Source organism: Vibrio sp. PSi01 (genome assembly GCF_054960695.1).
The window spans coordinates 25,541-40,570 of sequence record NZ_JBHNYN010000009.1; the positions used below are offsets into that span (position 1 = coordinate 25,541).

Sequence of the window (15,030 nt, forward strand, 5' to 3'; positions counted from 1 at the left end):
CTACCCATGAGGGCATAGATTTTAAATAAGCTTACTCAGTGAATAAGCTGAATAGTTAACTAATTAACGGGGGGAATTACTGGCTATTGGCTTGTTTTGCTAGCTCTGCTGCTTTTTTCTTAGCACGTTTCGCTGCGTCTTTCTCTGCCAGTTTCTTTAGGCCAGCTTTAGTGTAAGCCGTACCAGTTGCGTGTGCGATATCACGAATAACACCCCACTCTTCCTTGTAGCTAATCGGCGAGAAACGATCTGCGCCCTTGAATGATGCACTCATTTCAGGCGTAAAGCGGTAGCTAAAGAACGCTTCGTTGATCTTCTCAACTAGCTCTGGTTTTAGATTGTAAGCGTATCCAAAAGCAGAAGTTGGGAAGCGTGGGCTACGGTAGATGATCTTCAGTTCGGAATCGTCGACACGACCAGCTGCCACCATTCGATCGTACACATCCGATGCCACAGGTGCCGCATCATAGTCTCCATTGAAGACACCTAAAATAGATTGGTCATGCTTACCGGAATAAAGCACTTTGTAGTCTTCATCTGGCACTAGACCTTTCGCTGGGAATAGCGCTCGTGGAGCTAGGTTGCCAGAGTTGGAAGATGCAGAAGTGTGTGCAACCTTTTTGCCTTTCAGATCAGACATTTTATTAATGCCGCTATCTTTACGCACAATCGTGATTAGGTTATAGCCTTGGAAGCCAGACTCATCGCCTTTTACTGCGATAGGAACATAACCCGCTAGGTTAACTGCGTAGCCTGTCGGGCCCGTAGAGAAACCAGCAACGTGCAGTCGACCAGAACGCATCGCTTCTACTTGCGCAGAATTCGAGTGCACCGTGTAGTAAATTACCCGCTTACCCGTAATTTTACTTAGGTGAGCTTGGAAGTCGGCGAACGCGTCTTTGTATAATGCTGGGTCTTCAACCGGAGTGTAAGTAAACACAAGCGTACTTGGGTCGTTCCACTCATCTGGGTTCTTTGGTGAATCGGCCACTAAATCTTGGTTTTCATCACAGTATCGATCGTCTAACACACCACGGCTAGAGCAGTCGCTTGCCATAGCCATTGAAGGAAGCAGTAATGAGCTAGCGATTAACAGTCCTTTAACACTGATTTTCATATTCAAACCTTACTTTTACTTATTGTTGAAAGTCACGTTGACCATTGCAGCCTTTGTGCCAATTTTTTATTTATTAAATTTCAATAAGTTATAATAAACCCCAAGCTAGACAATATATTTTGAGTCATTAATGTCCAACTAAAAATTCATAATTTGGGTCATTTTTGTCCCAACAGTTTTAGTGAAAAAAAAGAGCCCGAAGGCTCTTTGGTTCACGGCTTTTTCTCTTATTATTGGGCTAAGCGATTAACCATCAACAGTCGAAATCGTTGGCCTGTCACCGCCTAAGCGTCGCTGTCCATACAGTTCGCGTAGTAAGTTACGGTTGCTGGCCAATCGCTGAATACGCCCATTACACCGACGTCTTGCGCCAGCACATCGAGCATTTTCATCATATCGCCATCATTATTGATGCCGTCTTTTACACTCTTGTAATACCAACCACCGCCTTGCGCTAATGGGCCAGAGCGCTCAAGTGTCCACGCGATAATGTCGAGGTCTGCACCTTTAGCGAGCTTGGCGTAGTTGGACGCAACCAATTCGTTGTTTTCATCTAAATCAACCAGAGCGAACAGAGGTGGTGCGATGATATTCACACCTGCATCGCGCAGTTCTTTCATGTTCTCAACAGACGCGACAAAGTCCGCTTTTTCGTAAACACGGTCATCAAGATAAACCGCTTGTTTGCCAAACTTCGGTGCTTCTTTGATCCAATACTTCACATCATCCAAGTTGAATGACTGTAGGTAGGTCTCAGAGGGCTCGAAGCCCGCCTCTTTTAGTTCATCCACCAACTTCTGCGCATACATCTCTTGGCTAAAGTCATTGAAAGGCATGTCAACCGCTGCTGATTTCAATTCAGGAGTGACCTTCACTCCATGCTTTTTAAACAGTGCTGCACTTTCTGCGTGTGTCATCAATGTCCCACTTTGGCTGTAAAGATCAGTTCTCCAACCAGGAGTGCCGTTCATGTACTCTTCCACCGTGGTGGCTTTTGGGTTCGCCCCATCCATTTTGCCTTTTAACGTCTTAAACTCAGCCAGCGTGAAATCAGACGTACGACACTCAACTTGAGCATCTTCGCCTGTCGCTGGGTTAGCAGGTGTAAATGGCACTGAACACTTATTAGCGAGATCTGGGTGCGCTAAAACATCGGTTGTGGTGTGCAGATCACTTTGGGAATGACGACATACCAGCGCCTTATCTTTAGTAAAAGTAACATCACATTCAACGACGCCCGCGCCCATTTGAATCGCGGCTAAGTAGGATTCCTTGGTGTGCTCCGGAAACTGCATCGCAGCACCACGGTGCCCAATAGAAAAATCGCTACGATGAAAAGGTCCTTCGCTACAACTCAGTAGCTTGGTTTTCAAAGGGCTCTCATCCATATTGTTGACTAAAAAGAGGGGACGAGGTCCTAAGTTTGCAGGCTCAGTAGAGGCCCATGCCGTCATTGAGCTAACGCCTAGCATCAGAGCAATAGAACCCTTCAGTATTTGCTTCATGTTTGTATCTCCTTGCAACAAGCAATTATTTTTCTAATTTCCTTGATTCGATCATTTAGGTTTTCTCTGAAATGACCTCATGTGGGCTGACGCCACAATGTAGGGGTTGCACGCTTTGTGCCAAATGTTAAAGCTCTTTTATTACAACCACTTGAAACGGTTAACCATGCGACTAAAAACCAAATGGGTCATTGTTGTCTCGTGCATTTCCTTTTGACTTTGGTTTTCCATTTAACAATCAACTGAACAGGTTAAGCCTTGAAACTTTCTTTATCCAGTTGATGTTTTTTCATTTTTCGATAAAGAGTTTTGCGCGGTAGGTTCAGCTTATTTGAAACCTCACTGATATTGCCTGCGCTTTCAATAAGGGCTTCGGTCAGCACGTTTCTTTCGTACTGTTCCATCTGCTTTTCAAACGCAAAATCTTCTCCAGGCGCTTCACAAATCGGCGATTGCAGGTCAAAACCGTCGCCTACAATACCCAAAACAAAACGGTCGGCCACATTACGTAATTCGCGCACGTTTCCAGGCCATTCGTGTCGACATAGCTGCTGTATCTGCTCCGGATAAATCGTTGAAGGGCGCGTCTTGTATTTTTGGCTTGCCTGAATCACAAAGTGGCGAAACAGCACCTGAATATCTTCTTTTCTATGGCGTAACGCAGGGAGGTTTAAGCTTGCAATATTAAGGCGATAAAAGAGATCCGCTCTAAACTCACCTGTTTCACTTAAACTTGCCAGATCAGCTTTACTGGCAGCGACCACCACAATATCGACAGGGATCAATTCATTGCCGCCAACGCGTTCTATCATTCGCTCTTGAATCACACGAAGCAATTTAATCTGCACCGCAATCGGCATACTTTCTATTTCATCGAGAAACAGAGTACCGCCATTGGCTTGCTCTATTTTACCAATACGCTTTTTGTTAGCACTGGTAAATGAACCGGCTTCGTGGCCAAACAACTCACTCTCAATAATGCTTTCTGTCATACCCCCGCAATTAATCGCAACAAACGGTCTAGCCTTACGACGGCTAAATTGATGTAGAGCACGAGCAATCACCTCTTTACCCGTTCCGGTTTCACCATTAATAATGGTATCGACACCGGTATGCGATAAGGCAAGCACTTGGTTACGTATGGTTTCCATCGCTTTTGACTGGCCAATGACCACCGACTCAATCGGTAAGTCTGTTTCCTGATCGTCACCGGATATTTTCGGACTGTTGTGCTGACATTGTGCCAACGCGAGATCGAGTTTTTCCACTAGCTCACTAGCATTTAGTGGTTTTTCTAAAAAATCGAAAGCACCTAACTTCATCGCTTCTATTGCCATCGGAATATCACCGTGGCCACTCATCAACAACACAGGAACATCAGCCGCTCGGTGTTGAATTGAACTTAATAACGTCAAGCCATCCACTTTCGGCATACGTACGTCACACAACACCACTGAATGGCTGTTCGCCTTGAGTGACTTAAGGCCAAGGTTGGGGTCGGTAAAAGTGGTGACGCGAAAACCTTCCAGCTCTAACATTTCGCTCACGGCTTCAACGACATCGATTTCATCGTCGATAAGAACTATGTGTTTGTCTGAAATCATGATCTTGTGCCTTTTGGTAAAGTGACGATAAATGTTGTGCCTTGGTATTCCACTGATTCAACATGAATCGAACCACCAAAGTCTTTTATTATGTTGTAGGCGATAGACAGGCCGAGCCCAAGCCCTTTGCCTGTTGTTTTTTGGCTATAAAAGGGGTCGAACAAATGCGGTATATCCTCTTCAGAGATGCCTGATCCGTTGTCATTAACTGAAATCTGAATTGTGTGTGTGAGTTCTTGTGTAGATATTCTGAGTTGAGGTTGATCTTTATGTTCGACGGCATCCAAAGCATTGCTGATCAAATTAACCAATACCTGCTCTAAGCGGATGCTGTTGGCTCGCACAAATAGGTTGTTTTGTGGTGAATACTGAATCGACACTGCACTCTGCCTGGTTTCAAAAAGATCAATCGCATCACCAATCACATTTTCCAATTCAACATTATCGATCTTGCCATCGCTCTTACGCGAGAAAGCCTTCAAATGGCGGGTGATCGCAGCCACTTTTTCTAACAAGACCTCGATCTTTTTCAAGTTAGCTTCTGCCCTATCAGGCCTTTGCTTTCCTAACCAAAGCTGAGCACTTCGAACGTGGCTATTCACCGCCGTCAGAGGTTGATTGATCTCATGCGTAATCCCGACACTTAACTGCCCCAGAGCAGCCAACTTTCCGGCTTGGATTAACTCGTCTTGAGTCACTCGCAGTTTTGCTTCAGCTATAGTTCGTTCTTCAACCTCAGCCTCTAGTTTACGGTTGGTTTGTTTTACAACTTTGGCAGTGGTTTGGAACACCTTGAGATACTTGGCCATTTGCGTCACTTCGTCTTTTCCACGAATCGAGACTTCGGTATCTAAATGTCCTGTAGATATGGCAAACATGTTGTCTTTCAACTGTAACAGCCTTTCTAAAATACTCTTTCGCACGTAAAACCATGAAATGGCAGCGGCAGCCAATACGCTAAACAAAGAAAGAAAAAGAGAGAGACGTTGGTTGGATTGCAAAGACTGCTGCGCTTGTTGAATGGATTCGTCAATATTGCCATTCACTTTGCTGGTGTTCCTTTCAATCTGTACGGTAAGCTGATTCAGGTGCTCACGACTGTTTTGGAGGAAGTACTGTTCTTGATAGAGATGATCGAGCGCTTTGTTCTTGAGTTCATATAAGCTACTGTCACTGGAAGCAAGGTCATAAATAACGGTCAATTGATGATCTAATTTTGGGAAATCACTTCTCAGGTCCCCACTTACCCAAAGTTTCCACCACTCTTCACCAATCTGCTCTAATCGGTAGCTAGTGTAGTCTAGTTCATTAAAACTGGAGTCGTTATAGAGCTTTTCGACCAAGCCTAATTGGTAATAAAGCAAAGACTTTAACTGGGTGTATTGAATTTGCTCTTTAGCTGACTCAGGTAAGCGGTCGAGCTCATCACTGGCTTGTTGTAACAGAGGGTAAAAGCCCTCAAGCAAATTGCGAAGTTCCTGATTGAGCTGTTCTGACTCAATCTCACTTTGATACAACAGGCTTAGACTATTATTAACTTGGGCGATAATATCTTTGAAATAGGAGTGATAATCTGGGAACTGAATCATGACGCTATTCATTTCTGAAATAGCACCTTCAATTTTTAGCATTGCCTGTTTACGCTCTAAATTAGATTCCGCACCACTGAGTTGGGATGAGGTTGTAATAATCACTCTTACCATATCATTAAGGCGTGCAGCATTATCTAAGGCTGGGATTTCACTCTCTTTCAACTCAACTAAACGCTGGTTTAAATCGTCAAAAGTGAAACTGGAAACCACGGAAAGAAAGATGGTAGTCATTGATAACATGGCTAATGCCAGCACTAAGCGAAGCTCAATACCTTTCCAACCAAACCACTTGCGGTGTGGGATTTTAATCGAAAACGGGCGCTCAAAGCTGTCCTTACTTTCTGTAACCTTGGAGACATGACGACTCACTAGCTCCACCCTCTTCTCATCAAAAATCAATAGAAATTGGTCAATGATTCAAATAGTTAAGGCTTACACCTTATTCAACCTCACATCAGATAGCTTTAGTAGAACTATTAAACGAAGAGTAATCATTAACATTTCACATAAGATATCATAACAATTATTTTATAAAGCTTGGTTTGTCTGTTTTGCGATAATGAAAAGTGACCCCACCGACAGAAACGTGATTACTCTATCAATAAGAAAGCCAACAATAGAAAAGCTTTAATAACGAACAAGTCAACTCAAGCGCTTAAAAACTCTAATACTATTAATCAATTAGCACTCTAACTCTCCTACCCCACAAAAACAAAAAATCGCACAAGCTCTCACCTATGCGATTTTTATTCATAACGTTGCTCTCAATAAATAGGAACAAACAAACTTAGAGAATGATCATCCCATCTCTATATGTCAGGGCTGGTGAAACATCTTGCCCCAGTAATACAGGGCCATCCAGATCGACAATCTCAGATTGAACCGCAATCGGAAGCGCTGCACGCATCGCCAACGACGTGCCAAGCATACAACCCGACATCAAAGTGAATCCGAGCTTTTGAGCTTCCTCTGCAAGCGCCAATGCCTCTGTCAAACCACCCGTTTTATCGAGCTTAATGTTGACCATTTCATACTTACCCAACAAAGATGAAAGCTGTGAAGTGGTATGGCAACTTTCATCGGCACACAGTGGAATTGGGTGCTCTATATGTGCCAATGACGCATCTTGTTGCTGCGGTAAAGGCTGTTCGATCATCGCAATATCAAATTCAATCAGTTGATTAAATAGTTCTTCGAGGTTCAACCCTGTCCACGCTTCATTCGCATCCAGTACAATCTGAACATCAGGTGCAGCTTCTCGCACAGCACGAACGCGCTCGACGACTTGCTCGCCGTCAAGCTTCACTTTCAGAAGTTTCGCACCGTTCGCGACATAGTCTCGAGTCTGAGTCGCCATCGCTTCTGGAGTGCTAATTGAGACAGTCATTGCAGTCACGATTTGAGTTGGCAACTCAAACAGGCTATTCGGAAATAACTGGTTATGTTGTTTGGCTTCCAGCTCCCAAAGCGCACAATCAACCGCATTACGCGCAGCACCTCCAGTCAATAAAGACTGGAGATGATCTCTTAGCTCTGCGGGATCGGTAATGCCTCGTTCAAACATTGCTTCAAGTGCGCTAGACGCTTGTTGGATTTGCGCCAATACAGACTCTGATGACTCGCCATACCTTGGGTAAGGTGTGCACTCTCCCTGAGCTTGTTTGTCATCATGTTCAATGTAAACACGAACAACGTGACACTCAGTTCGGCTGCCACGAGAGATGCGAAAAGCCGTTTGCATCGCGATAGTAATGGGTTCTGCTGTAATCTTCATAATTTCACTCGGTTGATGTTCGCTTTAACAAATGGAAACGTAGAAATGATGAAGTCGTTAAAGTGAATGTCGCAAATGATCAGTAATGTGTTGTACACCAAAACGAACAGGGTCCGTCACGGGCACTTGATAGAGTGTGGTCCATTCTTGGCATAATGTCTCAGCGTCTTCATTGCTAATTGCCGACGTGTTCAAGCAGATGCCAACCAATTTCACATCTGGATTCGTCAGTCGTGCCGCTTGTAAGTTGGCTTCAATCGTCTGTTCTATGCTTGGCAATTGAGCATAAGGAAGGTTACGAATATGTGGTCGCCCGACTTCATGGCACAACACCAAAGCATCGGCTTGTGCGCCATGTAATAACCCCAAACTCACGCCTGCAAACGAAGGGTTGAACAAAGAACCCTGCCCTTCAATGATGTCCCACTCGTGGTCGGTAAAATCGGGGCTAATCGCTTCAACCGCACCCGAAATAAAATCCGCAACCACAGCGTCAATCGAAATTCCGCAGCCTTCAATCAAAATACCTGTCTGTCCTGTCGCTTTAAACTGAGCGGATGTTCCCGCTTGTTTAAGCGATTTTTCAATCGCTAATGCCGAGAACATTTTGCCTACTGAGCAATCTGTTCCGACAGTAAGCAAGCGCTTACCTTGACGAGGTTTACCGTTACCAACATTAAGAACACCGTCAAAATGGCGTACATCATGAAGCTTAGTCAATCCTTTTAGCTCCATGTCAGCAAGCGGTGAAAATTTACCCAATCGTTGATGCATGCCAGATGCAATCTCAAATCCCATTTCTGCAGCAGCCAAAAGGATTGACTGCCAAGAATCAGGAATGACGCCCCCCGGATTTGCGGTGCCAATCACTAGCGTTTTCGCCCCCTGCGCTTGCGCCTCTTGCAAGGTCATGTCCATTAAGCCCAGTGAAACGGTATCGCCCGTTAAACGCAGTTGGCCTAAGCAGATTTCTGGTCGCCATTGGTGGATACCACGGGCTGTTTTTGCGGCGAGCGGGTCAGTAACATCCCCAAGAAAAAGAAGATAAGGTTGAGCGATAAACATGAGCTTTCCTAATTAATAAATCCTTGTATGGGTTTACTTTAATTAAGAGCTTAGAAGCTGCCGAATACCTATTTATCGCGTGCCTATAACATGCTGTTATGGGTGAAAGATTTGGTTATAAACTTGGGGGAATTATAGGCAAAGCTAAACGCTATCGGCTATCGGCTAACTGCTCTCAGCGAACAGTTCTTAGATAACAGCTTTTTACGAACAACTTTTAACTAACAAGCCCCCCTGCAGTGCGGAAATGAACTGCTTAGTCGCAATAGATTGTGGCGTATGTTCTGCACAGAGAGTCGATACCGAGAATTGTATGTCCGGCTGTAGTGACAACACACAAACCGAGTCGTCATGTTGATACTGCTCTGCCGTCCACGGATCCACAATCGCAAACCCGGCTTGGTATTTAACTAGTTCAGCAGCCGCGCTATATCCACGCACAGATATTGGATAATGATAATGTTCATCTCGCGCCACAAGGCTTTGATGCAACAGCAGCCCTAATGGGTCACGGCTATCGAGCCCGATGATTGGCAAAGGATAATTGATCAGATCATCGAGGGTTAATTCCAAGGGTAAATGATCAACCGTATTAGAAGGAGCCAAAACCTTGAGGGATTCGGTTAAGAGCGTTTCATTTAATATGGTAGGCGGTGCTTCGTCCCCAAACGCAATAGCAATATCAAGCTCATGCTTTAATAGCCCAGCGCACAGTTCATCACGGTTTGCTGTCAGCAACTCAAAAGAGAGATCTTGCTTACTGCCATTTTGCTCGCGAGACATTTGGGCGATTACCGGAGTCAGTAATTTAGTCGCTAAAATCGGCGGCGCACCAATACGTAAATGCTGATGGCCTTGCTTCACTTTGTTGGTCAAAGATCGAAACTGACCCAGTTGCTGATACACTTTTTCAGCTTCGGGCAACAAGGTTTTTGCCTCTACCGTTGGCACTAGTCTCCCTTTAACACGTTCGAATAAACCAAACCCGAGTTGTTGCTCGGTGTGCGCCAGAATACGGGTCACGTTAGGCTGAGACACATGCAAACTGCGCGCGGCTCCAGATACGGTTCCAGTCTGCATAATGGCGTAAAAGACTTCCAACTGTCTTAGGTTCAAATTGATGTCCTTATGGTTCACGAAACCAGTTTAGGCTTGGCTTTCTAGTATTGGCTAAGTTGTCTATCTGTTTAATTAGCTAGCTATCTATCCATTTATCCATTTATCCATTTATCCATTTATCCATTCTGCTATTTGCGTGAGTTTATTTTAATAACTCTTTTATCTTAGGTTGAAGTATCTCAGCCCAAACTTGATAAGCCTTAGCATTCAAATGCAAATCATCACAACTGTATTCATTGGATAGTAATTTATTCGGTGCTAGCACACGGTTTACATCCAAAAACTCGATATCATGTTGTTCGCAATAAGCCTGTAGTCTTTTGATGAGTTCTGAAACTTGAGGATTCAACCCTTGCAGTTTAGATCCTACATAAAGCGTTGATTGCACCAAGATTCGAATATCGTTTTCTTGCCATACCTTAAGCATATCAACATAGTTCTGATAGATATGCTCAACGCTGTAACCTTGTGCAAGATCGTTAATTCCCGCCATAAAACACACCAGCTTTGGCTTCACATTCAACGTGGTATCAATACGGCGCAACATACCGGTTGTGGTATCGCCTGCAAGGCCACGGTTGACCATTGATACATCACGGAAAATATCCGCCCACGGTGCCCATTCAGTAATCGAATCACCAAACATGACTAAGTCTGCATTCGGAGAAAAATGGCGATGATTATCTGATGTCATTATGTAACGGCTCATGCTGTGGCCTCGCTGTTGAATCTCAGATTGAAGTGCAATCGATTCGAGGATTTCACTATCTGGTGTAGTACTATCAAACTGAGCAAGTAACCCTTCGATGTGAGGCTTGAAAGGGCTAAGACGAGTACTTAGTTGATGCTGTTCTTTAAGGGAAGATAATCGCTCTAACAAAGCATATAGAGATTGGTTTTGACCGACTTCTTGGAATAACTGATATAAATCGAGGACAGGATGTTGTTGCAGTACGGCAAGTAATTGCTTGTCTTCCATGGTGTTATCTAACCCTTCAATTATCTGATGATGAACTCAAGATAATATCCGATTGCGGACGGGATAGATAACACTAGAAGCAGAGAGTTACTTTTCTTTAACCAATAAGTGATTGCGATTATCACGGCTTCTCTTAATGAGATCGTTGCTCTCATCTATTTCATCTGACTTAGCAAGGCGGTCATAAAGCAAAACATTCACGGTTGCCGCTAAATTCATGCAACCAACCGTTGGCACATACACAACGTGATCCGCTCTATCGGCAACATCTTGAGAAATAGAACCGTCTTCAGGGCCAAAAATATAGATAGCGTTTTCTGGGTGTTTAAAACGCGGAAGTGGTGTTGCACCCTCAGCAAGTTCCACACACACAATTTGTGTTTCAGGCTCAAGGTCGTCTAAAAATGACTCAACACCAGTAAGCGGGATCGTACGCGCTGCGCTTTTAGTGTCGGTATGGAATTTAGCGGCTTTTTCGTAGCGTTGCCCTGTATATTTAACTTCGTCGACTTGATAACAACCAGCCGCACGCATAACAGCGCCAACATTCGTAGGACTCTTTGGGTTAGTTAAACCAATAGTCACATGGCTTTTGTTCATGAATCTTCTCACTTAACGAATAGACATAGCAGGGTGCTACAAAGCGTCGCATTCTAACAAAGCAATGTCGAATGCAAAAGCACATAAACGCACCAAATAACGACGTGCACTGCCCTTGATTACATAGGCCTGTGAGCAAGAAAACAGAACCACCTTCATATTTACCAAACAAATGCTATTTGGGATAACAATTAAACAACAAGTTCATTTACATTTTTAAATCACATTAATAATCTGTTGAAAACTGCATTGGACAATCGCACAGGAACCGTGACATGACCCTAACCATCAAAAACCGCCTCTATATTCTCTCTTTCATACCTTTGTTACTCATGGCGATTGGTATGATGAGCGTGACTTATATGAAGAGCACCGAGCTAACCGCACAACAAGTAGAATCGACGCGTAGTAATATGATGGCGATGAAAGAAAAAGAACTCAAAGCGTACCTGCAAATGGCCTACTCTGCGATCAGTCCATTTTTGGACAGAGGCGCAACGCTAGAAGAAGCTTTACCAACATTGAGAACATTAGAATATGGCGAATCTGGTTATATTTTTGGTTATGACTCGAAAGGTGTCCGAGTTGTGGTTGGTCAAAGTAACGATGGCATCGGTAAAAACTACTATGACCTTCAAGACAAGCAAGGCAACTACTTAATCCGCGACCTGATCAAGAATGCTAAATTAGGGGAATTCACGACTTACTATTTCCCGAAGCCGGGCCAATCTGTCGCGCTACCTAAACTCAGCTACTCAGTATTTGTGCCGCAGTGGGATTTGATGTTGGGTACTGGCTTCTACACTGATGACATCGACGCTGTTATTGCCGAAATGAAAGAAAGCTCAAATGCCGCGCTACAAAGCTCATTAACGGCTATCGCGATTTTCTGTGGCTTTATTGCCCTTATTGTCGCGATATTTGCTGTCGCGGTGAATCGCACTATCATGCAGCCACTTGAGCAGTTTGACCGCTCAATTAGTGCTTTTGCCAGTGGCGAAGCCGATCTCACGGCCCGAATGGAAGCATTCAAAGCCCCAGAATTCACCAAGCTTAGCGAAAATTTCAATGCCTTCGTTGCTAGCCTACAAACCATCATTCGCAGCGTAAGTGATGTTGGCCAGCAAGTTGTCGCTGAAACCAGCAGTATGTCTTCTCGTGCCGCACAGGTTGATGAGATTGCCAGTGGCCAACGTGAAGAAACTGAACAAGTCGCGACGGCAATGACCGAGATGACGACTACCGCACAAGAGATCTCGAGTAATGCGAGTCAAGCTGCGGATTCCGCGAAACAAGCAGAAAACAACGCTAAAGAAGCTCAACAGATTGTCAATGCGGCTGCAAACTCGGTTGCAGGCCTTGCCAGCGAAGTATCAGAAGCGAACACTGTGGTATCAAGACTAGAGGGTGATGTACAAAACATTTCGTCTTCATTGACAGTCATTCAAGACATTGCGGAACAAACTAACTTATTAGCATTGAATGCTGCAATTGAGGCCGCACGTGCCGGTGAACAAGGACGTGGATTTGCGGTGGTAGCTGACGAGGTTCGTAAGTTGGCAAGTCGAACCCAAGAAAGTACAGGTGACATTCACAAGATGATTCAACAGCTAAAAGCCGCTTCAGATGCTGCCGTAAAAGCCATGGATTCGAGCCAAAATCGAAGTGCTCAAACCGTGGAAGAAGCGAATGCCGCTGCTGCAGCACTGGCGAAAATTCAGGCGTCGATTGATACCATCATGGATATGAATTCACTGATTGCCACCGCGACGGAACAACAAAACATTGTAGGCCAAGAGATCTCACAACGTATCGTCGTAATCTCAGATCAAAGCTCGCAATCAGCATCGCTGGCGAATCAGAACCGCACTGGTAGCCAAAACCTAAACAGCCGCGCGAATGAGCTTTACCACTTGGTGGATCGCTTCACGGTCTAGGACATTTACGGTCTATTAAATAGCAAGTAAACGCAACTTAACGTTAAGACTTTTCACACTAAATAAAAACGGGCTTCAGAATCTCTAATCTGAAGCCCGTTTTTTTTATCGGTGGTAGCTTTAGATCATAAACTAATCCAATTGTTCAGAAAGAAAGTCTACTAACAATCGAACCTTAGAAGATAGGTTGCGATTTTGCGGATAAAGCGCCCAGATCCCCTCTTTATCGTCTCGATAGTCAGACAGTACTTCAACCAACCCTCCTGATTCTAGATCTTCACTTACGTAGTATTCAGGCAACTGTACCAAGCCAATGCTCTGCTTGGCTGCATCTAACAAGGCTAAACCACTATTGCACTTAATGCGCCCATTAACACGAACCGAACGAGGTCGGCCATTTTCTTTAAAACGCCAATGTTCGAAACCACCGACTAAACATTGATGATTGTTCAATTCAGAGAGCGTATGTGGCTCACCATACCGTTCAATGTACTCTGGGCTGGCACATACATAGAGTTGGCGTTGAGAGAGCTTCTTTGCCACCAGGCTTGAATCTTCTAAGCGACCAAGACGAATCGCTACATCAACACCAGAATCGATAAGATCAAGTTTTTGATTAGTCAGCATCAATTCAAGTTCTACCTGTGGATGAAGCTTTAAAAATTGATGTAACAGAGGCGCGAGTTGGCGCTCACCATAAGTCACAGGCGCGGTCACTTTAAGCAACCCTTTAGGTGTCGACTGCATCTGCGTGACCGCAAGTTCAGCAATTTCTAAACCTTCGACCAACAACTTACATTGTTGATAATAGAGTTGCCCAGCCTCTGTTAGGGAAACCTTACGTGTCGTTCGATTAAGCAGTTTTACTGCCAAACGTTCTTCGAGGTTTGCCACTCTACGGCTGATTTGAGCCACTGATGTAGCAAGCTTCTGCGCTGCACCAGTAAAGCTTTCACGCTCTGCTACTGCAACAAACTCACTTACCCCTTCCCAATTAGCCATGCCTTTACCTTATGCTAAACAACGGTTACCCATACAGTGTATTGAAGTTATAAATCAGTGTCACTTGCTTGATATGCTCTGTACATAAACCTTCGCTATCTGCAATCGTTCAAAACGATCTCAACCAAGCCCTGACATTTCTAAATATTTCTCACTGAACACTAACAAATTTAGTATTTCTTCTGACACTAGTCTTACCACTTCATTGATATGTTGGTTCTGTACCGCAACACAGGTACTTCAACAAAGAACAAAGTAAGGTACTCATATGAAAAAATTAATCATACTTGCATCAACTCTTGTACTCAGCACGACAGCGTTTGCAGCAACTAAAACAACGATTCAAGAAACAACGCTAAAATCTGATACTTTTGTTACTGAAGCGGAAGCATACGATGCAGGAACCAACCTTATGGATGAGCTAAGCACAAAGACATCTTTTGAGCTTTCTAGAGAACTGCCACAGTTCCAACAAACAACTAAGTACAATTCATTCAAGATTGATGATGCGAATATGGAAGTGAAAAAAATCACCAACATGAGCGGCGACACCCATTATCAAGCTAACGTAAAAGTTGACTACCGTTACACATATAAAGACGGTCGTAGCAGCTAATACTGACTAGATCGGCAAAGCACCTGCGTGCCTAAAATAAAACCCCGTATCTAAAAAGTCTTTATATAAAGAATGCTCGTATATAAAAATAAAGCCCGCACTCATTGAGTGCGGGCTTTT

At 44.1% G+C, this 15,030-nt stretch carries 12 protein-coding genes; 2 read left to right on the top strand and 10 right to left on the bottom strand.

Translation table 11 applies throughout. The annotated features are described in order from the left end of the window. Positions 1–76: 76 nt before the first annotated feature. From phnD to ACFI6G_RS13675, 9 genes are all read right to left on the bottom strand, one after another. Positions 77–1,117 carry a phosphate/phosphite/phosphonate ABC transporter substrate-binding protein gene (phnD, locus tag ACFI6G_RS13635; protein WP_010433011.1) on the bottom strand — a complete coding sequence of 347 codons (1,041 nt, stop codon included), beginning with the start codon at positions 1,115–1,117 and terminating at the stop codon, positions 77–79. Positions 1,118–1,401: 284 nt separating this feature from the next. Beyond that, complete coding sequence (locus tag ACFI6G_RS13640; RefSeq protein ID WP_010433010.1) at positions 1,402–2,622, bottom strand: glycerophosphodiester phosphodiesterase family protein; 1,221 nt, start codon at positions 2,620–2,622, stop codon at positions 1,402–1,404. Between the two features lie 251 nt (positions 2,623–2,873). After that, the gene (locus tag ACFI6G_RS13645; protein ID WP_010433009.1) at positions 2,874–4,226 is read right to left on the bottom strand and encodes a sigma-54-dependent transcriptional regulator; all 1,353 of its coding nucleotides are present in this window, start codon (positions 4,224–4,226) and stop codon (positions 2,874–2,876) included. Continuing rightward, positions 4,223–6,196: an ATP-binding protein gene (locus ACFI6G_RS13650; RefSeq protein ID WP_372041990.1), complete on the bottom strand. Its 1,974-nt coding sequence runs from the start codon at positions 6,194–6,196 to the stop codon at positions 4,223–4,225. Before ACFI6G_RS13650 ends, ACFI6G_RS13645 begins: the two co-directional genes overlap by 4 nt. 409 nt (positions 6,197–6,605) lie before the next feature. Further along, positions 6,606–7,592, bottom strand: a complete 987-nt coding sequence (dgcA, locus tag ACFI6G_RS13655) for an N-acetyl-D-Glu racemase DgcA (RefSeq protein WP_102363387.1) — start codon at positions 7,590–7,592, stop codon at positions 6,606–6,608. Positions 7,593–7,649: 57 nt separating this feature from the next. Then, a complete protein-coding gene (gene dgcN / locus ACFI6G_RS13660) occupies positions 7,650–8,657 on the bottom strand; it encodes an N-acetyltransferase DgcN (RefSeq protein ID WP_102306074.1) in 1,008 nt (335 codons plus the stop codon). Between the two features lie 204 nt (positions 8,658–8,861). Next, positions 8,862–9,773, bottom strand: coding sequence for a LysR family transcriptional regulator (locus ACFI6G_RS13665; protein ID WP_032544989.1), 912 nt, complete (start codon positions 9,771–9,773; stop codon positions 8,862–8,864). 145 nt (positions 9,774–9,918) lie between these two features. Then, positions 9,919–10,755, bottom strand: a complete 837-nt coding sequence (locus ACFI6G_RS13670) for an SGNH/GDSL hydrolase family protein (RefSeq protein WP_016800506.1) — start codon at positions 10,753–10,755, stop codon at positions 9,919–9,921. 87 nt (positions 10,756–10,842) lie between these two features. Next, positions 10,843–11,355, bottom strand: a complete 513-nt coding sequence (locus ACFI6G_RS13675) for an RNA methyltransferase (protein ID WP_010432989.1) — start codon at positions 11,353–11,355, stop codon at positions 10,843–10,845. A 275-nt stretch (positions 11,356–11,630) separates the two neighbouring features. Between ACFI6G_RS13675 and ACFI6G_RS13680 the strand changes: the two genes are divergently transcribed. Then, the gene (locus ACFI6G_RS13680; RefSeq protein ID WP_010432986.1) at positions 11,631–13,292 is read left to right on the top strand and encodes a methyl-accepting chemotaxis protein; all 1,662 of its coding nucleotides are present in this window, start codon (positions 11,631–11,633) and stop codon (positions 13,290–13,292) included. A 132-nt stretch (positions 13,293–13,424) separates the two neighbouring features. Here the strand turns inward: ACFI6G_RS13680 and ACFI6G_RS13685 are convergent, their stop codons facing one another. Continuing rightward, positions 13,425–14,294, bottom strand: a complete 870-nt coding sequence (locus ACFI6G_RS13685) for a LysR family transcriptional regulator (protein WP_010432983.1) — start codon at positions 14,292–14,294, stop codon at positions 13,425–13,427. Between the two features lie 268 nt (positions 14,295–14,562). Here ACFI6G_RS13685 and ACFI6G_RS13690 point away from each other — a divergent pair, with 268 nt between their 5' ends. After that, complete coding sequence (locus tag ACFI6G_RS13690) at positions 14,563–14,910, top strand: DUF3316 domain-containing protein (RefSeq protein WP_010432981.1); 348 nt, start codon at positions 14,563–14,565, stop codon at positions 14,908–14,910. Positions 14,911–15,030 lie beyond the last annotated feature (120 nt).

Bases quoted from the DNA above. Each gene is read 5' to 3' on its own strand.
- phnD (WP_010433011.1), bottom strand. From the start codon at position 1,117: ATGAAAATCAGTGTTAAAGGACTGTTAATCGCTAGCTCATTACTGCTT.
- ACFI6G_RS13640 (WP_010433010.1), bottom strand. From the start codon at position 2,622: ATGAAGCAAATACTGAAGGGTTCTATTGCTCTGATGCTAGGCGTTAGC.
- ACFI6G_RS13645 (WP_010433009.1), bottom strand. From the start codon at position 4,226: ATGATTTCAGACAAACACATAGTTCTTATCGACGATGAAATCGATGTC.
- dgcA (WP_102363387.1), bottom strand. From the start codon at position 7,592: ATGAAGATTACAGCAGAACCCATTACTATCGCGATGCAAACGGCTTTT.
- dgcN (WP_102306074.1), bottom strand. From the start codon at position 8,657: ATGTTTATCGCTCAACCTTATCTTCTTTTTCTTGGGGATGTTACTGAC.
- ACFI6G_RS13670 (WP_016800506.1), bottom strand. From the start codon at position 10,755: ATGGAAGACAAGCAATTACTTGCCGTACTGCAACAACATCCTGTCCTC.
- ACFI6G_RS13675 (WP_010432989.1), bottom strand. From the start codon at position 11,355: ATGAACAAAAGCCATGTGACTATTGGTTTAACTAACCCAAAGAGTCCT.
- ACFI6G_RS13680 (WP_010432986.1), top strand. From the start codon at position 11,631: ATGACCCTAACCATCAAAAACCGCCTCTATATTCTCTCTTTCATACCT.
- ACFI6G_RS13685 (WP_010432983.1), bottom strand. From the start codon at position 14,294: ATGGCTAATTGGGAAGGGGTAAGTGAGTTTGTTGCAGTAGCAGAGCGT.
- ACFI6G_RS13690 (WP_010432981.1), top strand. From the start codon at position 14,563: ATGAAAAAATTAATCATACTTGCATCAACTCTTGTACTCAGCACGACA.